Source organism: Paraburkholderia nemoris (assembly GCF_905221015.1).
Lineage (GTDB): Bacteria > Pseudomonadota > Gammaproteobacteria > Burkholderiales > Burkholderiaceae > Paraburkholderia > Paraburkholderia nemoris.
The window spans coordinates 319201-336902 of record NZ_CAJNBO010000002.1 but is presented as its reverse complement, the minus strand read 5'-3'; the positions used below and the strand labels follow the sequence as shown (position 1 = coordinate 336902).

Below are 17702 nucleotides of genomic sequence, written 5' to 3'. Positions count from 1 at the left end.
GCGTGCCAGGCATCCTGGTTTACGTGACGCGGATCAGTGAAGCGGCGGCGTGCGCCGCCGAACACTTAGAACGTCTGCCGGATACCCACTCGAACGAGTGTTTGCACATTGTTTGCCGACGAAATTCCGTTCCCCACGTCACCAACCGAGGCCGTCGCGTTGACCGTATTGCCAAATGCGTCGAGCGTCTTGCCGCTCGCCTTCTGGTAACCGACCAGTCCGTAAAGTGCCGTGCGCTTGGACAGGAAGTAATACGAGGCGAGATTGAACTGGTTGTACTTCGGCGCCGACGCGCCTTTGATAGAACTGCCCTGCGTGTAGTCGTAACCTGCGGCGACGCGTAGCGCCGACGTCGCCTGCCAGGAGACCGTCGCGCCCGCCGAGTTGAACGTCTCTTTGCCGGAGAATAACGAGAAGCTGCCGGCCTGGTATTGCGTATTGCTATACGACACACCGAGCGTCACCGAGCCGATCTGATACGTGCTTGCAGCCGCGATGATCTGCTGGCTCTTTGCCGACGCAAAGCCTTCGTTGATCGACGAAGCGAATGTGCCGTCATACGCGCTGGTCCAGGCGCCGCCATTGGCCCCGTAAGCGTTGGTCGCCTGCATGTAGGCCGCGCCGATGGCGAACGGACCACGGGTATATTGGCCGCCCAGGCTCCACGTGTTCTGGTTCTTGACGCTGCCCGCCTGACCGCCGAAACCGTACAGTGCGCCGAACTGAAGCCCTGAAAATACCGGGCTCGTGTACTTGATCGAGTTACTCTCACGCGACTGATTGTCGATGTTATCCAGATCGCCGGGGTGCGCGCCCATGCCCGTCAGGAAGGTGCCCGCGCTGATGGTGCCGACGAAGTCGACGATCGGATCGTACTGGCGACCCAGCGTGAGCTTGCCGAGTTTGGTGCTCGACAATCCCATCCATGCCTGACGACCAAACTCGCGGCCGCCCTGGCCGAGCTGCCCCGTACCGATGTTAAAACCGTTCTCCAACTGGAACACCGCCGACAGGCCGTCACCCAGATCTTCGTTGCCCTTCAGCCCCCAGCGATCGCCTGACCAGGTGCCACTCGCAAACCCATAACTCGATCCATTACTGTAGACGGCCGGCTTGCCTGCAGCACCCTTGGTCTGCACGACGCGTTGGCCGCTCGTATAGCCAACGCCTGCGTCAACAATCCCGTACAGGGTCACGCTGCTCTGTGCGTGTGCGGTGAGCGACAGGCTGCTCATCGCGAGTAATGTAACGGTGGTTTTTTTCATCATGATAAGGATGCCTATTTATTAGAGAGAAGTGATCAAATTGGTTTTAGTACCTGTTACGTCAGAGCTTCGAACGCGAGTCGGTGACTCGCGTTCGCATTCCGTTTCACTCTTTGGCTGTTTGCGTCTGTCTCGCGGTTACAAGCCAGTTCGCCACACTGGCGACGAGCGTATCAACATCGTCGAACACCTCGGCCCCCCGTACCAAAGGTGCGCCTAGCAGGGTGAAGACGGGCTTGTTCCACTGCAGGCCAAGCGCCATCTCTGACAGCGTGCCCAGTCCGCCTCCAATCGCAATGAGACAGAGCGAAGCACGCGCAATCAACGCATTTCTTGTGATGCCCAGTCCGGTTGGCAGCGCCACGGTAAGGAACGGGTTAGCCTCGTTCGCATCGTCCTCGGGCAGCAGGCCGACCACGATGCCGCCCGCGCGTTTCGCGCCGAACGCGGCCGCTTCCATCACCCCGCCTTTGCCACCGCAGAGAATCGCCATGCCGGTGCCCGCTAACGCGTAGCTCAGGCTTCTCGCCGCCTGCAGTTGCTCCGGTGTGGCTTCCCTCGGACCGATCAATCCGACCGGCATCGCATGCCGCATCGGCCCCGTCTGGTGAACCGCCAATCTCTGCAGCGCCAGATACGCTGCGTTGGACCATTCAGTGTCGTCGTTGCCGTGCAAGGCATTCTCCTAGTGCCAGAACGCACGTACAGACCGCCATCAACACCAGCGAAAGCGCGGCTGCCTGCGGGAAATCCGTCTGTCCGTCTGAAAGTTTCAGGTACATCAGTAGCGGCAGGATATTGATCTGCGTCCCGGCGAGCGCAAGTGCGGTACCGTAGGTTCCCAGTGCAATCGATGTGACGAGACACCAGGCCGCGGCGATCGATGGCCACAGTTCCCGCAACGCCACGTCGAAGAGCGCTCGCAGCGGCGACGCGCCCAGTGTCAACGCGGCTTCGATCGGACGGCGGTCCAGGTTGGCAATCGCCGGATAAAGCATCAGCGCCACGCGTGGGATCAGGTAGTACGCGTAAGCCGCGACCAGTCCCGCGGTTGTATAGATCAGCGCCCCAACCGTGGCCGGGTCGGCGCCGAGTCGAGCGAAGATGCTCGTCACGAAGCCGGCGCGGCCGAAGGCGAGAATGAAACCGTACGCAATCACCAGACCGGAAAATGCCAACGGCACACCAAGCAACGCGAGCAACCAGCCGCGCCGCTGCGGCGGCTGTCCGGCCAGCACCATCGCAAGCGGCAGTCCTACCGCCAGCGACACGGTGCCGGCAGCAAACGCCAGCGCGAGCGAGTGACCGAGCGCACTGACCACCAGCGGATCATGGGCGAGACGCACGAAGGCCGCGCCGTTCCCCTCAGCCGCCGAGACCAGCAATGCGCCGAGCGGCAGCGCAAAGAACAGAGCGAGGAGGAGGCCCGCCGGAACCGCGCCGAAGCGCCGCGCCAGCCCTTCGTTCACTTCGTTCATCGAGGAAGTCCCCATCTGCCGCACCTCATTTCGCGAGCGCGGCCTGCGCCCACAACTGGTCGACTTCCGCCTTCTTCGCTGCGGCCTTGACCACGTCGAGCGGATGCATCTGCGGCACGTCGGGCATCTTCGCGCGGATGTCCGCGGAGAGTTGCACGTCAGGCACCGCGGGACGCACGTAGCCTTGCGCGAACAGCGCCTGGCCGACGTCGCTCATGACCAGGTTCAGCCACAGACGCGCTGCGTTCTGATTCGGACCGTCCTTCACGAGACTCATCGCGTACGGCGCGGACACCGTCGCTTCCTTCGGGATCACCACCTCGACGGCGTCGCCCATGCCGTCGGCATACTTCGCCTTCAGGCCGTCGTTTTCGTAGCCGATCAGGATCGGAATCTCGCCCTTGACGAACTTGGCGTACGGGGTGGTTCCTTCGACGCGCATCACGTTGCCCGCCTCACGCAACTTGCCGAAAAAGTCGGCACCCGGCTTCGGATTGTCGACGCTGCCGCCGAACGCATAAGCCGCGGCGAAGACCGCGACCTGTCCCTGTCCCGTCGAACGCGGATCCAGATAGACCACCGAATTCCGGTACTCGGGCTTGAGCAGATCGGCCCAACCTTGCGGGACGTCCTTGATCAGTTTCCGGTTGACCAGCAAGGCGATGTTCAGCGAATGGACCGTGAACCAGCGGCCGTCGCGCTCGCGAAACACCGGCGGCAGTTTGTCGAAATTGAGCGGCTTGAATGGCGCCACCACGTCCTTGTTGACGGCGTCCAGTGCGGACGCGGCAAAGTAATACGCGGTGTCGGCCTGCGGACGCCGCCGCGACTTGTCGAGCGCCACCACCGTCGCCGCCGAGCCGATGTCGTTGTACGTGATCTCGACCTTCGGATAGCGCTTTCTGAACTCGGCGAACAGCGCCTTCCAGTTGGCCCATTCGGGACCGGTGTCGAACGACACGACGAGCCCTTCATCCGCCGCCTTCGCGTACAACGCTTCTTCACCGGGATAAAGCGGCGCGGCCGGCGCGGCATAAACGCCTGACGCGGCAGTCAGTATCGACAACGCACAAACGACTCCGGCGACACGGCGGACTCGCGACAAAAGACTAAGCCCTGCAAACATTCTGGTTCTCCATCAAACAAGGAAGGTGAATTAGCAAACTTGACTGGTCTGCGCGGGCAGCACGCGCAAGTGTTCGGGGTCGATGGCGATAGCGTGTTCGGCAAGACGGCGCCCTTCGCACAGAAGCGGCTTCTGCGTGGCATCCGGAACGAAGTCGTAGCGACACGTCGCCCCGAAGTAGCGCACCTCGGCGCGGCGGCCGGCGAGCCGGTTGACCGCGTTCGCCGGCGGATCGGGCTGCACGTGCTCGGGACGAAGCAGCACCTCGACCTGGTCGCCGGGGCGAAAATCACGGGTATCGGCGGACAGCAGCGCAAAGGAAACGTCGACCGTGCCGTTCGCAATCACGCGTCCCGGCATCACGCTCGAATGACCGACGAAGCGCGCGACCTGGGTCGATACCGGCTGCTCGTAGAGACGTTCAGGCGTGTCCACCTGCAAGACACGCCCGCCGTCGACCACGGCCACGCGGTCCGCGAGACTCAACGCTTCGTCCTGATCGTGCGTGACCAGCAGGGTGGTGGCGCCGCATGCGCGCTGCAGCGTGCGAATCTCGTCGCGAAGCTGCTGGCGGATGCCTGCGTCGAGCGCGGCAAGCGGTTCATCGAGCAGCAGCACCTTCGGTTCAAACGCCAGTGCGCGAGCCAGCGCGACGCGCTGCTGTTGCCCACCCGACAGCAAAGTCGTACGCCGCCCGGCGTGTTCGGCAAGACCGACCCGTTCGAGCATATCGAGCGCGCGAACCCGGCGTTTTGCGGCATCGATGCCGCGCATCCGCAGCCCGTAGGCCACGTTGTCCAGCACGTTCAGATGCGGGAAAAGCGCGTATTGCTGGAACACCATGCCGACCTCGCGACGCCACACCGGAACGCCCACCACGTCGCGCCCGTCGATTGCGATGCGTCCTCGATAGCCGTCCAGCAGACCCGCGGTCAAGCGCAGGATCGTCGACTTGCCAGAACCGCTGCGGCCCATTACGGCGAGCAGTTCGCCCGGCGTGACCGACAGCGTGACGGCTTCGATACCGTGTTGCGCGCCGGGATAAGTAAAGCTCACGTTGTCGAAATGGAGGCTCATCGTTTTACTTCAGTCGTTGAACAGTGTTGATCGATACCAGGGTCGCAATCACCGCGAGGCAAAGCAGCACCACGGTGGCGGCACATGCCATGCCGGTCGCGCCGTAAAACGCCTGCAGCAGCACGACCGGATAGTTCCGGTAGCGAAAGCCGGCGATCAGGTTGGACACCTGAAATTCTCCGATCGACAGTGCGGCCACCATCACGAGTCCCGAAAACAGGCTTTGTCGGAGATTGGGCAAGACAATCGTGAAGAACTGCCGCAGCGGCGTGGCGCCGAGCGTCGCAGCGCAGGCTTCGAGGCGCGCGATGTCGAGGTGGCGCAAGTCGCTAAGCAGTGTTTGCATGAGGTAGGGCAAAGTCAGCACCGTATGGGCGGCAATCAGCAACGACAACGATCCGAGCCAGGGCAGCGTGTCGCCGCTGAAGATGGCGATGTAGCCGAAGCCCAGCGTGAGCGCGGGCACCCCCACTGGCAGCAAGGCGACCAGCCGCGCGGTCATGCCGCGCCCGGAGAGCGAGCGATAGTGCAACGCATACGCGAGCGGCAAACCGATCACGGCAGCCGCGCAGCAACAGGCCAATGCGACCATCAGGCTCACGCCGAAAGCGCGGCGGAAACTCGTATTGGCGGCAAGGTCCGCGAACCAGTGCCCGGTGACGCCGGTCGGCAGCACGGTGTTGGTCCACGTTTCACCGAATGCGCCGATCAGCAGCAGAGCGATCGGCAGCAGCATGTAGATCGCGAAGAGCACCACTACGGCCTGAAGCACGACGCGCTGGATCGACGCGAAGCGCCCGCTGCTGTGACGAGCGGGAACATGGGGCTGGATGACCGGTGCGGCAGGCGTTTGCATGCAAGCTTTCCTAGTAAAACGGACGGAAACCCGCGCGCCCTGACAGGACGGGGCGCAAGATTTCGATTTGCTTGCAAGTGTGCGGATGCGACATGGCGTCGTCATGAAAAAAACGTACAAAACACGCATTGCGCTGTGCGCATCCGGAATACTTCGACGCCAGACCGATGAAACACCTTTACCCGAACCTCACCGAATTACTTGCCTTCACAAGCTCCGCCAAGCATCTGAACTTCTCGAGAGCGGCGCGTGAACTGGGACTGACGCCGAGCGCAGTCAGCCGGCAAATTGCCAGCCTGGAAGATTCATTCGGTGTGCAGCTTTTCATTCGGGACGGCCGCAATCTTGCGCTTACCCGCGCGGGCAGCCTTTACCTTGCGCGCGTGGCCGCCCCGTTGCGCGACCTGGGCAACGCATCGCTCGAACTCATGAGCGCCGCCGGGCAGAGCGACGTGCTGACGATCGCGAGCGTGCCGACATTCACGACCAAATGGCTGATTCCCCGGCTACCGGAATTCCTGTCGAGCACCCCGGGACTCACGATCAGCTTCAGCCGACACCTCGCGCACGGCGATCCGTTTCCGCTGGATCTGGACGCGGCTATCCGCTATGGCGATGGAAGCTGGGAGGGCGTTCAATGCGATTACATCGACGGACGTACTTTTCTGTTGGTCTGCGCGCCTGAATGTCGGCAAAGGTATGCGTTGCGCCGATTGCAGGATGCCGCGCGTGTGCCCCGGCTGTTGCACAGCCAGGCTGAACAGGTATGGAGTCAATGGGCCGAGTTCTACGATGTGCGCGACATGCATGTGCTTGCAGGCCCGCGCTTCGAGCAATACTCCGTGCTGATCCAGGCAGCTCAGGCCGGTCTGGGACTGGCGCTCATCCCGGCCTTTCTCGTGCGCGACAACCTCGCCGCTGGCATGCTTGTCGAGCCGCTGACGGCCCCGATCGACGTCGATCATGGACACTATCTCTGCTATTTCCCGGGGCGCATGGAAACACAGCCGGGGTTGAAGCGGTTCCGGGAATGGATGTTGTCCAAGGTCTGAGACTAGATAGGCCGAGACATACGTTACCGGCCTCGGCGGGCACCCGTGCGCCGCTTTGCGGGTACCCGTGTTGAGCCTAAACTAGTCAGATTCCGTCGGCCCCCTTGGAACTCATGCCCCGTCGCGAAGACCATCACGCCCAGCCGCTTGCCTCGTCCCCCACACCGGCCGGCGCCGACACGTTGCAGGACCCGGCCCTGCTGCGCCGCCTGCTACGCGCCAAGGACCGCATGGACGCCGCCTCGCACGAGGCCTGGCCCGTCAAGCGCCTCGCCGAGGTCGGCGGCGTCTCGGAGGCCCATTTCGCGCGCTCCTTCAAGCGGGCCTTCGGCCTCCCACCGCACCGCTACCTGCTGACACGGCGTATCGAGCAGGCCACCACCCTCCTGCGCGACACCGAACTCAGCATCACGGAAATTGCCTTTGCCACCGGCTGGGAGAGCCTGGGCACCTTCGGCCGCATCTTCCGCGACATCACCGGCCAAAGCCCCAGCGCCCTGCGCCTCGAGGCTCGGGCCAACATGCCTCCACTCGACCGTGTGCCCGCCTGCGTCCTGAAGGCCGCACAACGCCCCGACCTCAACATCGCAGTTTTGGAGAAGCGCCGCCGCGTGGCCAAAGATACATTCTGACCATCAACCAGGGAGGTGCCATGAACCAAGGTGTAAATGTTGTGGGCTTGTACGTGGATGACCAGGACGAAGCGCTCACGTTCTACGTCGACAAGCTCGGATTCCGCGTCCACACGGACGTGCGCAACGGTCCCTACCGCTGGCTCACGGTCCAGCATCCGGATCAGCCCTCGTTCCAGCTCGGCCTGTTCACACCCGGCCCGCCCATCCACGACGACGCCACTGCGCAAACCTTGCGCGCGATGGTCGCCAAAGGGGCCATGCCGCCCCTGGTTCTCTCTGTGGACGACTGTCGCGCCAGCTACATCCAGCTGAAAGCCCGCGGCGTGGAATTCACGCAGGAGCCGATAGACCGCTTCGGCAGCGTCGATGCCGGTTTTCGCGACCCTGCCGGCAATGGCTGGAAGATGATCCAGGCGCCGAGGAGCACGACATGAATACCAGCGCCTGGATTCGTCGGTCCCACCGGTGGATATCCATCGCCTTCACGCTGACGGTTATCGCCAACTTTGCCGCCATGGCCCAAGGACGCGGCGCCCCGCCGCCCTGGATCACCTACGCGCCGCTGCTGCCGCTGGCCCTTCTGTTGCTCTCGGGGCTCTACCTGTTTGCTTTGCCGTACTTCAGCCGCGACAGCAGCCTTCGTAGCCCGCAGCGCTCTGTTGGAGACCAGGAGGCGCCGCTCGCCTGAAGAACGGCCCTATCGTGCGAGCTGAGCCTGCCTGGGCGTTGGTGATCAGTTAGTGGGTCGAGAACACTGAGATGCCGCCGTTGGGGAATCCTGCGGCGCCGGGCTGGAACGGCACATACACTTGCCCAAGCGAACTGTTGATGGCGACAGAATGCGCGCCTGTGCCCACCGGAATCTTAAAGAGCAACTGCCGTGACGCGCCATCGACTACGCCCATCTGCGGGCTAAACCCTGAGGCGGCAGCAATACCGCTCGTCACGTAGTGCCGGGCCGGCAGGAAATAGCGGTTGGACGCCGGATCGTAACCGACCTGGTCCACCCCGCCAAATGGCAGGCTGGCCTGAATTGCGCCACTCGTGCGATCGAGGATCAGCGTGATGAGCGGATCGCCGGCCGGTGGATCGCATCCAATGAGCACGTCGTTATTCGGACCGAGCACGATGCCCGCGGGCCCGCATTTCCCTAGCGGAAACGACTTGCTGACAGCAGGACTTCCCGCCACCGCGGAGCTGGCAGTGATGACATCGAGTTCGCCCTCGGGATTGGCAGTGGTCCCGTCGTTGTTAATCAAAAAGCTCTTCGAGGCAGAATCATATGTGCATGCTTCCAGCCCCGACGAACCGTTGAAAGGAAGCTTTACCAGCACCGTTTGCGTCAGCGTGGAAATGAACGTGACGAACGGCGGCGAGTCTCCGGGGCTCGCATACATCACGAGATGATCGTCAGGATCGTAGCAACCCTCATCGACGCGCTGTCCGGAATTACTGATGGTGATGGTGTTGACCGTCTTTTGCGCAGCCGTATCGATCACCTTGACTGAATCGACGTCGCCGGCATAGATCGTGTTCGTGCCGGTGATGCCTACAATTCCATCGGGACCGGACTCGTTCGTCGTGGCGCCGGCACCGATGAACGGCCCTGGAATCTGGGCGATCAACGTGTTCGATTTTGTGTCTACGACATCGACTGCTTTGTTGTTGCGGTCAGCAAGAAAGTACTTGCCAGCCTCGGCGTAGCCGATGTCGAAACTGAATGGTGGGCTCGAAGCATTGGGCACGGCGATGTTCGTCAGTAGCTTTGGCGGTGTCGGTCCGCTGACGTTATCCCCACCGCCACAGCCGGCCAATGCGGCCGCAGCAAGCAATATCACGGCCATCAGGCGCTTTTCCATCGATTCGTCTCCTTTCCGTTTATTGGCTCGACCGTTGGTCCACGGATCGGCCTGAGTATTTGACCTTCCCACCGCTCTCGATCGACGAACCATTTCTTAAGGAATCTTAAGAAATGTTCATCTGAACAGATAACAACATTCCCCATCGATGCGGCTGTATGGCTCACACAATGGCGGCGCAGTGGAAAATCGGAAAGTAAAACTTATTTATGGTCTGCATTCAGTGAATGCCATACCTGTAATGGATCTGAAACATTCCATGGCGCTTGCTAATCTCGCCGATGTTGGTATTTTCAGACGGCGATTCACTCAATACGCCGAAAGAAGTAACCAACGATGGCTTGTGAGGTCCGCGAGCTTCAGTGACCGAAATAGATCGAATGAGTATTTACGGTTGCCGTCGGCGCACCCGCCTGCGATGATCCATCCGACGTTCCGCCTACATCCGTGCTCCCCTGCGCCGCGACATTCTGCGTTTGAACACGCGCCTCCGCCGCCTGAATTTCGTCTGGGTAGTGCACATCTTTGGCGGCCGGCCGGTAGCCGGCCTGTTCTACGCGAATCAGATCCGCGCGTACGTCGGCCCGCGTCAGCGGAGCCGTAGCGTCCTGCGCGAAAGAGGCAACTGGAGCGACAAATATGCCGGCAATCAACGCTGCATAGATAAGGGTCTTCATGATGAAATATCTCCCGAACTTAAGTTTGCTCAGCTTCACGCCACCGTGACTGAAGCCTCCGATCTCACCACCTCTTGGAAACGTGAGTGAGTGTTCCTTATTCTGTACGGTGAAGATGGATGCACGCTGACGCTCACATTACATTGGTGTCATGTTCGCTTCAGCAGCCCCCCGTTTCTTGCTGCAAGAGTGATGACTAAGGGGTTATCCTTCGACACTCACAGCGACACATGCACGTCGATCGTTGACAGTCAGTCGCCTGGCATTTTCTGAGGGTGAATTTTTTACTTGCCACAACTCGTCCGTTGTTTCATGCGGGAAATCTAGCCATGGATTATTTTGCCGCGGTACGGGCCTTCATTAACGCAGCGGAGCTGCAGAGCTTCAGCAAGACAGCCCATGAAATGGCAGTCAAGACCTCGACCGTCTCACGCTACGTCAGCGAGCTCGAAAAGGATCTGGGCATTGCCCTGTTCAACCGGTCGACGCGAGGACTCGTCCTGACCGAAGGCGGCAGACTGTTTCGCGAACACGCCATGATCGCCCTGCAGGCGCTCGATGACGCACGCCAGGTTACGTCATCGTTGAATCTCACACCGCAAGGCGTGCTGCGCGTTACGATGCCCTCGGCATTCGGGCGCCGGCATATCGTGCCGCATCTGCCGGCGTTCATGACGCGCTACCCCGACATTGGCCTCGATATCGTGTCGACCGATGAAACGCTCAACATGATCGAAGCCGGCATTGACGTGGCGATCCGTATCGGCGTGTTGCCCGACTCTTCGTTGATGGCTAAACGCATTGCGCCGCATCGTCGTATCGTCTGCGGTAGCCCGGCGTATTTCGAGCACAGCGGGATGCCTCTTGTCCCTGAAGATCTGGCCGCGCACGATACGCTTCGCTTGTCCCTGCTGCCGGACGACAAATGGTCTTTCACCCGCGTCGCGGATGCACAGGCGTCGCCGGAACAGGTACAGGTGGAATTGCAAGGACGCTTGCGCGCAGACGACTCCGAAGCAGTATTGGAACTCGCTGTGGCCGGCTGCGGCCTGGCGCTTCTGCCGACGTGGCTTGCGTCTACAGCCCTGCGCGAAGGACACCTGCAGCACGTGCTACCTGAATGGGAGGCGCGCACGGGGCGAGCCGAACCAGCGGTCTGGGCGGTCTACCCGCCGAAGAAAATCGTCTCGTCGAAAGTGCGCGCGTTCGTGGATTTCTACGCCGAGATGTTTGGCGAGCCGCCGTACTGGGACGACGGACTCGCGTTGGCGCTTAAGGCTTAACGGGCGAAGCGAATGTCGAGCGTACGCAGCCAGGTCTGCAAGCCGGCATCCTGAATTGGAATCACATAAGCGTTTTCGTCCGTTTCATTGAAATGCGCGTGCCAGTATCCCGGCGGCGTAACGAACGCCATCCCGGCTTCCCAATTGACGCGTGTCGGATTGACGATATTGCCGTTCTCATCCAGTTCGGTACCCACCAGGGTATAGACACCTGGCTGCCCCCCAGCAATGAAGTCGAGTGCAATCGACTGGTGACGGTGCGGCTTCTGGATCGAGTTGGGCGGCACAATGCCGAACATGGCCCACAACACATGCGTGACCGTTCTCGTCTGCGGGAAGTTGGCGTTGCCCATCAGCACGCTGATGCGGTTGCGGCGCCCCGCATTGGCTTCTTCCGAAACCTTGCGCAATTCCGCCTGTGCCTGCGCAGCCGGATAGAGCGTCGGCGCAAAACGCGCGCGGACGCCGGTCGTGCCGAGATAGGTAAGCAGCGGCGCATCGTTGACGTAATAGAGCGTGGCCGTCGCGTCGGCGGATAGCACAGCGGCATCACCGCCTGGCAACGTGAAAAAATCGCCCCGCGCGAACGGGAAGCTCGTTTCGGCCTGCGTCACGCTGCCGGTCCCGCTAATGACGTAGCAGACCTGTGAGGTCGCATTCGGGGCAAGCGTCAATGCATCGCCTGCGTTGATGCGCAGGAAATTGGCGCTCAAGCCGGGACCGGTCGCAGGGCCTGGGCAACCCAACTCTGCGGAGAGGTCGAGCGGCACGACTCGCGTTGCGCCATCCGCGTACAGCGAAGGCGGAAAATTGCGGAAAGGCACGCGCGAGATGAGCTTCGCGCCGATCGGATTGGCGGACGACGTGTATTCGAAGTATTGCGCGTCCAGAGTCGCAGCAGCGGGTTCGGCGAGAAGCGCCGGGGATGTCCTGGTCAACATGGTCTGCTCCTTTGGTTAGGCGGGTTTCGTCCGGGTCCCATCATGAAGTTGGGGTTAGCGTCCGAAAGCTGACCTGACTATAGGTGCGGGCCGCTGGCCTCAGAAGTGCCGGAAATCGAAATCACTTTTGCGCAAATGGGCACACCGTGCGTACGCTTCGGCGGGAATTGCTGCGTGTGCGGGATGGGGCGGTGCGGTCGTTGCTTTCTCGCCTAAACAGGATCAGCCCCGGGATCGCTGACGTGGGCAGCCGTATAAATCAACCACATAAGATGGCCCATTTGCCGTTCAGTGACCTTCCGCCCATCGGTTTGATGGACGACGACAATGTCGTTCACGGGATCGACCACCACGAACTGGCCACCATGGCCATCGGCCCAGAAACCACCGGGCGGCAGATCCATCACCGCAGTGCGTCGATCGGCCAACCCGGTCCACCAGAGATAGCCATATCCGGAATGAAGGCGATTTTCGGACCAGGCCCGGGTACTTTCGCTGACCCAGCTTGCGGGAACAATAGCCTCGTTATTCCATTGGCCGGACCGAAGGTATAGCAAGCCGAAACGAGCCAGGTCGCGCGCACTCAGATGGAACAGATAGGCGGGATACATGGACTCCGGTCCACGGACGTAATGCCCATCCTGCGGACGGTAATCCTGCATCCCGATCGGACTCGCAATGCGCTGCCGGAAGCTCTCGAAAATCGATGCCCCGACCGCACGTTCATAAATCGCACCGAGAACGTTGAAGTCCCAGTTGTTGTAATACCAGAACGTGCCGGGAGGGTGACTGCCGCGAGCAGGCCGCAGCCGCTTCTCCCCGACTGTTTCGTAGAGCGCCGGATGATATACGCCTGAACGCGCCTGGAGTAGCTGCCGAACTGTTGCTTCTTTCTCCGCATCGGTCAGGCCGGGAGGCGTGTCGTCGATATTCAGGCTTGCCAGGCTTGTGTCGGGATCGATTTTTTTCTCTGCCACGGCGATGCCAATCAGCGCACTGAGAAGGCTCTTACGTACTGAATTGACCTGCAGCTTGCGAGCAATATCACCCAAGCTGTCAAGCATGCGACCGCGATGCACGATGACGAGCGTCGCCGTGCCGATCGATTGAGCATAGCCATGGGCCTGCGCAAGCGCGTCGGCCGACCATCCCGCCTGCTCGGGCGTGATACGGTCCCACTCTGCTCCCGGCCAATCTATCGCGTCAGATGACTGTCCTGCGAAAGAGATCGAGCTCTGCGCCACCAGATCAGCGATGGCAAGTGCAAGGAAGGCCCTGCGAGTAACTTTCAAACTCATCTCCTGTAGCCAACGCAAATTGTTGCCGTCTGAACGAAGAGCGTTTCAGGATTAACACCACGAGCCCTTTGGAACCGCGTATCGGTGCGGCTTGGAACATCATCAAAAATCACTTCGTACACTTCGTCTTTAAACGACGGACTGCCGATATTCCGTTGGCAAGTGGATCAGCACATTCTTGCGGAAAATTACGAATTGCGACGCACTCGTCAGGTGACTGGCGAAAGCCGCCACTTTTTAGCCAATGCCATATAGGGCAGCCGCAAACTGTCCGTAGCATAGATGAACTGCGAGTACTATTTGGTCTGAACAACAGCGGGTGATTGCTACAGATGTAGCCTCGTCCGCTGTGTCATTGCGGCTCGCCTTGAAAGCGGTCCTGGGAGACCATGGAATGCGCGTACTGATCGTCGATGATCACGAGCTATTCAGAGCCGGATTGGCGCTTCTACTCAGAGAGCTCTTTCCGGACATCGAATTGCTGCACGCGAGTACGCTGTCGCAAGGCCTGAATCATGCGCTTGGCGAGTTCCTGAACATCGTTTTTCTCGATCTCGATCTTCCCGATGGTCACGGTTACAACGCGCTTGCCGAATTGAAAGAATCGCGACCGTCGCTACCGGTGATCGTGATATCGGCCGACGAGAGTGTGGAAACCATTAGTCGATGCATCGAACTTCGCGCCATGGGATACGTACCCAAATCGTCGCCGCCTGAAGCGCTTCATGCAGCGATTAGCGCGGCGCTTGCCGGCGGCGTGTTCCTGCCCGCCTCCAGCATCGCGAAGCTGAGGCATGACATGGGGACGGACGAGGCTCCGGAAAATAACGCCGGAAAAACACAGTCGAGTGGTCATTCGCAAGTGAGCAACGCAACCGAACTGGGACTCACGCCGAGAGAGTTCGAAACGTTGGCGTGGCTGGTGCGTGGACTTCCCTCCAAGGCCATTGCACTAAGAATGGGGCTCGAGGACATTACGGTACGAAAGTACGTCAGTCATCTGCTTGCGCATTTCAATCTGCGGCGCCGTACGGAACTCATCGTCATGCTGGCGGATAGCGGGATCAAACTCGGCGTCCCGCCAGTCACGGATCCTGCCCACGATCAAGGTCTGTCGGCCGGTGGGCGGCAAGGAACCGACTGACTTCAGCAACAGCACGAACGGCTCGGCGAAATCGCGACATGCGCGAGGCGACATCGATCTGCAACGTACCGCGCGCTGTCAGTTTGTCGCTGCCCGCATTGCCCGATATTCGCGTCGCACGATATCCATCAGTTCCTCGACCGACGTGCTGGCTGCTTCCCGCTGGTAAGTGACACGTCCGCGCTGCATCAGCATCACGCGGTCCGCAATGTCGAGCGTCTGAGCGTAGTTGTGCATGATCATGATGATGGACAGGCCACCTTTATTCTTGAGTCGAAGGATCAGGTCGATGATCAGTCCGGCCTCGCGAGCGCCCATCGCGGCGAGCGGCTCGTCAAGCAGCAATATCCTGGCATTCGAATTGACCGCGCGCGCAACTGCGATAGCTTGGCGCTGCCCGCCGGAAAGCTGCTCGACCGGCAGGTCGACCGAAGGCACGTGCACGCCGATTTCTTCAAGACACTCCGCGGCGCGCTCACGCATGGCGCGATTGTTCAAGAGGCGAAACGGGCCTCGACGTATGATTTCCCGATTCAGAAACATGTTGTGATAGATGCTCAGCGAATTGGCGAGCGCCAGATCCTGGTAGACGCATTCAATGCCGAGTGAACGGGCGTGATCGACCGAGCGAAGCATGGTTTCTTCGCCACCTACAAAAAGCTTGCCGCTGGTCTGCTGATGAAACCCGGTCAGAATCTTGATCAGCGTCGATTTGCCCGCGCCGTTGTCGCCCAGCACGCCAAGGATCTCACCTTGTCTTAGCGTCAGCGACACGCCGTCGAGCGCGGTGACCGCGCCGAAACGCTTGACAATATCTTCGCCGCGCAGCGCCTCCAGCACCTCGGACATCACAACTCCCCTTTGCGCGCGAGACGAACCACGTGGATGTTGAAGATCATGGCCCCGAGAATCGCCGCGCCGAGAATCATGTTGAAGGTGAAGGCGTTGATGCCGATCAGCGTGAAGCCGTCGTTGAGAATGCCGAGCACCGCCGCACCGATCAAACCGCCGATGATCGTGCCCGATCCACCCGCGAGCGGCGTGCCGCCAATCACGGCTGCGGCAACGGCGAGAAACATGATCTGATTGCCGCCCGCTTGCGGATCGATCGACGTAATACGAAAACCCTCCAGAATCCCGGTCAAGCCGGCCAGTAGCGCGGCAAGAATAAAGTTGCCGAGCTTCAGCCGCCTGACCTGTATCCCTGCTTCGCTCGCGCCCAGCGGATTCGCGCCCGACGCGATCGTATGCAACCCCCAGCGTGTATGACGAAGCAGCACGTGCATGACCGCGGCAATGGCCAGCGTCCAGATGATCTCGCTGTATCCCCAGCCCCCCATGACTGCAGCAAATACGGAATCCTCCGGTGGCGAAACCGGTGTACCTCGCGAGATTGTCAGCGTAAGGCCGTTCACGAAGAACAACGTACCGAGCGTCGTCACAAAAGATGGGATGCGCAGATAGACCGTCACCGCCCCGTTAATGAGCCCGACGAGTCCTGCCGCAATAACGCCGGTGAACATCGCAAGCCATGCCGGCAGGCCTGCTTCGAGAGAAAAATGCATGATGAAAGGCGCAAACGCAAAAACCATCCCGGCGGAAAGATCGATCTCTCCTCCGATCATCAGCATGATTTCACCAAAGGCAATGATCGCCACCGGGGCGATGAACTGCGAGAGATTCTGCAGACTCGCGCCGGTCAGCAGGAAGTCATGGTTGACTGTCTCGAAGTAGATGCAAAGGATGAGCGCGACGGCAAAGATGCGAATCTCGCTGGAACGCCCGAGCGCGCTTGACCAGCGCCTCGGACGTTTAGCGGGTGGTTGATCCGGCACGGCAGAGCTCACCCTTTGATCGCGCCTGTGCGCGGCACGATCTGGGCTTTCGTGCTTTTGCCTTCATAGCGCGTCGAGGTGTTCAGGTATGGATCGACGGTGCCCTTGGTGACGAACTTCAGACCCGTGTTGATATTGGCCGGCCCAACGAGGCCGCCGGACGAAAGAAAGATGAAGGCCTCCAGCACCGTATAAAAACCCTGTACATAGGGTTGCTGGTCGATCGTGAAGTCCAGGAAACCTTCGTGGATCAGATCGACCGTGCGCGGCAACAGATCAAAGCCGCCGCCGTGCACACCTTTGGCGGGCAGGTTGGATTCTTTCATCACCTCGGCAACGCCCTGGGTGCTGCCCGCATCCACGGCAAACATGCCTTTGAGATCCTGGTGGCCGAGAAAGAAGGACTTGATCTTCGATAGTTCCTCGTTGACGGTCGCACCCGTTGCGATGGTCTGCACGTCGATCTTCTTGCCCGATTTCTTGATTGCAGCCGCTGCGCCGTCAAGCCGGGGCTGAATGTTGAGCTGGCCTGGCGTGGCAATAAAGAGCGCGACGAGGCCGCTGTCGATGAGGCTGACGATTCGCTCGCCCATCTGGTAGCCGGACAGATAAAGATCCTGGCCGATATAGGCAAGGCGTGGATTCGTCGAACCCGAGGGCGCATCGGCGTTATAGGCGAACACGGGGATGCCGGCGTCGAGCGCGGCCTGGATGGGTTTGTCGAACGCCTTGGGATCGACGATCGGTACGGCGATTGCGTCAGCTTTCCCGGCAATCGCCGCGTTGACCGCATTCACCATTTCGCCGATGTCGGCATTGGCCGAGCCGGTCCATTGATAGTCCATGCCCAGCAACGCGGTCGCATCCTGAATGCCGTATTGCGTGGGAACGAAGAACGGATTCGTCGTGACGTGGTTGACGAATACGATCTTCCACCGTTTGTGCGCCGGGAACGATCCGGCTTCCGCCGCCTGCGCCGGCGTGATTATTCCACCCATTAGCGCCAGTGCAGCGGACAGGCCCGCGCCCTGCAGCAAGCCGCGGCGCATGCCTTGCACTTCGTCCTTTTGGTCCCTTTGGTCCGCCTGGTCTTTGTCTTCCTTCGCTTGCGCCATCTCAGTCTCCCGTCTCTCAGTTGTTGAACACTTCAATGTCCATGACGGCGCAAGCAGGAAA

General features: G+C 60.6%; 19 protein-coding genes. 6 read left to right on the top strand and 13 right to left on the bottom strand.

Annotation, left to right across the window (positions count from 1 at the left end; translation table 11 throughout):
* Positions 1-65: 65 nt before the first annotated feature.
* The 6 genes from KHO33_RS04195 to KHO33_RS04170 form a co-directional block, all read right to left on the bottom strand.
* Positions 66-1265, bottom strand: coding sequence for a porin (locus KHO33_RS04195; RefSeq protein WP_054034937.1), 1200 nt, complete (start codon positions 1263-1265; stop codon positions 66-68).
* A gap of 106 nt (positions 1266-1371) precedes the next feature.
* Complete coding sequence (locus KHO33_RS04190) at positions 1372-1860, bottom strand: TIGR00725 family protein (protein WP_200561668.1); 489 nt, start codon at positions 1858-1860, stop codon at positions 1372-1374.
* A gap of 58 nt (positions 1861-1918) precedes the next feature.
* Positions 1919-2758, bottom strand: a complete 840-nt coding sequence (locus tag KHO33_RS04185) for an ABC transporter permease (protein ID WP_236074658.1) — start codon at positions 2756-2758, stop codon at positions 1919-1921.
* A 10-nt stretch (positions 2759-2768) separates the two neighbouring features.
* Positions 2769-3869, bottom strand: coding sequence for an extracellular solute-binding protein (locus KHO33_RS04180; protein ID WP_054034879.1), 1101 nt, complete (start codon positions 3867-3869; stop codon positions 2769-2771).
* Between the two features lie 30 nt (positions 3870-3899).
* Complete coding sequence (locus KHO33_RS04175) at positions 3900-4946, bottom strand: ABC transporter ATP-binding protein (protein ID WP_054034878.1); 1047 nt, start codon at positions 4944-4946, stop codon at positions 3900-3902.
* Positions 4947-4950: 4 nt separating this feature from the next.
* Positions 4951-5682, bottom strand: a complete 732-nt coding sequence (locus tag KHO33_RS04170; RefSeq protein ID WP_234477113.1) for an ABC transporter permease — start codon at positions 5680-5682, stop codon at positions 4951-4953.
* 287 nt (positions 5683-5969) lie between these two features.
* Here KHO33_RS04170 and KHO33_RS04165 point away from each other — a divergent pair, with 287 nt between their 5' ends.
* The 4 genes from KHO33_RS04165 to KHO33_RS04150 all read left to right on the top strand — a co-directional run bounded on the left by KHO33_RS04165 (position 5970) and on the right by KHO33_RS04150 (position 8177).
* Entirely contained in the window at positions 5970-6854 is an 885-nt protein-coding gene (locus KHO33_RS04165) for a LysR substrate-binding domain-containing protein (RefSeq protein ID WP_200561461.1), read from the top strand.
* A 113-nt stretch (positions 6855-6967) separates the two neighbouring features.
* Positions 6968-7486: a helix-turn-helix domain-containing protein gene (locus tag KHO33_RS04160; RefSeq protein ID WP_200561459.1), complete on the top strand. Its 519-nt coding sequence runs from the start codon at positions 6968-6970 to the stop codon at positions 7484-7486.
* Positions 7487-7506: 20 nt separating this feature from the next.
* Complete coding sequence (locus KHO33_RS04155) at positions 7507-7923, top strand: VOC family protein (protein ID WP_200561457.1); 417 nt, start codon at positions 7507-7509, stop codon at positions 7921-7923.
* Positions 7920-8177: a hypothetical protein gene (locus KHO33_RS04150; RefSeq protein WP_200561455.1), complete on the top strand. Its 258-nt coding sequence runs from the start codon at positions 7920-7922 to the stop codon at positions 8175-8177. Before KHO33_RS04155 ends, KHO33_RS04150 begins: the two co-directional genes overlap by 4 nt.
* Positions 8178-8226: 49 nt before the next feature.
* Here KHO33_RS04150 and KHO33_RS04145 read toward each other — a convergent pair whose 3' ends face one another.
* Positions 8227-9348, bottom strand: coding sequence for a hypothetical protein (locus KHO33_RS04145; protein WP_200561665.1), 1122 nt, complete (start codon positions 9346-9348; stop codon positions 8227-8229).
* Positions 9349-9707: 359 nt separating this feature from the next.
* Positions 9708-10064 carry a DUF4148 domain-containing protein gene (locus KHO33_RS04140; protein WP_407946156.1) on the bottom strand — a complete coding sequence of 119 codons (357 nt, stop codon included), beginning with the start codon at positions 10062-10064 and terminating at the stop codon, positions 9708-9710.
* Positions 10065-10354: 290 nt separating this feature from the next.
* On the opposite strand from KHO33_RS04140, the gene KHO33_RS04135 reads away from it, so the two are divergent.
* Positions 10355-11308 carry a LysR family transcriptional regulator gene (locus KHO33_RS04135; RefSeq protein ID WP_200561453.1) on the top strand — a complete coding sequence of 318 codons (954 nt, stop codon included), beginning with the start codon at positions 10355-10357 and terminating at the stop codon, positions 11306-11308.
* On the opposite strand, the gene KHO33_RS04130 is transcribed toward KHO33_RS04135, so the two are convergent.
* Together KHO33_RS04130 and KHO33_RS04125 are read right to left on the bottom strand one after the other, a co-directional pair.
* Positions 11305-12249: a cupin domain-containing protein gene (locus KHO33_RS04130; protein WP_200561451.1), complete on the bottom strand. Its 945-nt coding sequence runs from the start codon at positions 12247-12249 to the stop codon at positions 11305-11307. The two genes, KHO33_RS04135 and KHO33_RS04130, sit on opposite strands and share 4 nt — an antisense overlap.
* Positions 12250-12461: 212 nt before the next feature.
* On the bottom strand, positions 12462-13541 hold the full coding sequence (locus KHO33_RS04125) for a serine hydrolase domain-containing protein (RefSeq protein ID WP_456291054.1): 1080 nt from the start codon (positions 13539-13541) through the stop codon (positions 12462-12464).
* Between the two features lie 373 nt (positions 13542-13914).
* Here KHO33_RS04125 and KHO33_RS04120 point away from each other — a divergent pair, with 373 nt between their 5' ends.
* Complete coding sequence (locus KHO33_RS04120; protein WP_211629145.1) at positions 13915-14691, top strand: response regulator transcription factor; 777 nt, start codon at positions 13915-13917, stop codon at positions 14689-14691.
* A 78-nt stretch (positions 14692-14769) separates the two neighbouring features.
* Here the strand turns inward: KHO33_RS04120 and KHO33_RS04115 are convergent, their stop codons facing one another.
* The 3 genes from KHO33_RS04115 to KHO33_RS04105 are packed head-to-tail and all read right to left on the bottom strand — an operon-like array spanning position 14770 to position 17575.
* Positions 14770-15540, bottom strand: a complete 771-nt coding sequence (locus KHO33_RS04115) for an ATP-binding cassette domain-containing protein (protein WP_054034869.1) — start codon at positions 15538-15540, stop codon at positions 14770-14772.
* Positions 15540-16526 carry an ABC transporter permease gene (locus KHO33_RS04110; RefSeq protein ID WP_236074657.1) on the bottom strand — a complete coding sequence of 329 codons (987 nt, stop codon included), beginning with the start codon at positions 16524-16526 and terminating at the stop codon, positions 15540-15542. The genes KHO33_RS04115 and KHO33_RS04110 overlap by 1 nt, the downstream gene beginning before the upstream one ends.
* An 8-nt stretch (positions 16527-16534) precedes the next feature.
* Positions 16535-17575 carry a sugar ABC transporter substrate-binding protein gene (locus KHO33_RS04105; RefSeq protein WP_407946159.1) on the bottom strand — a complete coding sequence of 347 codons (1041 nt, stop codon included), beginning with the start codon at positions 17573-17575 and terminating at the stop codon, positions 16535-16537.
* Positions 17576-17702 lie beyond the last annotated feature (127 nt).

Coding starts and splice junctions, on each gene's coding strand:
- KHO33_RS04195 (WP_054034937.1), bottom strand. CDS start 1,265: ATGAAAAAAACCACCGTTACATTACTCGCGATGAGCAGCCTGTCGCTC.
- KHO33_RS04190 (WP_200561668.1), bottom strand. CDS start 1,860: ATGCGGCATGCGATGCCGGTCGGATTGATCGGTCCGAGGGAAGCCACA.
- KHO33_RS04185 (WP_236074658.1), bottom strand. CDS start 2,758: ATGGGGACTTCCTCGATGAACGAAGTGAACGAAGGGCTGGCGCGGCGC.
- KHO33_RS04180 (WP_054034879.1), bottom strand. CDS start 3,869: ATGTTTGCAGGGCTTAGTCTTTTGTCGCGAGTCCGCCGTGTCGCCGGA.
- KHO33_RS04175 (WP_054034878.1), bottom strand. CDS start 4,946: ATGAGCCTCCATTTCGACAACGTGAGCTTTACTTATCCCGGCGCGCAA.
- KHO33_RS04170 (WP_234477113.1), bottom strand. CDS start 5,682: ATGCTGCTGCCGATCGCTCTGCTGCTGATCGGCGCATTCGGTGAAACG.
- KHO33_RS04165 (WP_200561461.1), top strand. CDS start 5,970: ATGAAACACCTTTACCCGAACCTCACCGAATTACTTGCCTTCACAAGC.
- KHO33_RS04160 (WP_200561459.1), top strand. CDS start 6,968: ATGCCCCGTCGCGAAGACCATCACGCCCAGCCGCTTGCCTCGTCCCCC.
- KHO33_RS04155 (WP_200561457.1), top strand. CDS start 7,507: ATGAACCAAGGTGTAAATGTTGTGGGCTTGTACGTGGATGACCAGGAC.
- KHO33_RS04150 (WP_200561455.1), top strand. CDS start 7,920: ATGAATACCAGCGCCTGGATTCGTCGGTCCCACCGGTGGATATCCATC.
- KHO33_RS04145 (WP_200561665.1), bottom strand. CDS start 9,348: ATGGAAAAGCGCCTGATGGCCGTGATATTGCTTGCTGCGGCCGCATTG.
- KHO33_RS04135 (WP_200561453.1), top strand. CDS start 10,355: ATGGATTATTTTGCCGCGGTACGGGCCTTCATTAACGCAGCGGAGCTG.
- KHO33_RS04130 (WP_200561451.1), bottom strand. CDS start 12,249: ATGTTGACCAGGACATCCCCGGCGCTTCTCGCCGAACCCGCTGCTGCG.
- KHO33_RS04115 (WP_054034869.1), bottom strand. CDS start 15,540: ATGTCCGAGGTGCTGGAGGCGCTGCGCGGCGAAGATATTGTCAAGCGT.
- KHO33_RS04105 (WP_407946159.1), bottom strand. CDS start 17,575: ATGCGCCGCGGCTTGCTGCAGGGCGCGGGCCTGTCCGCTGCACTGGCG.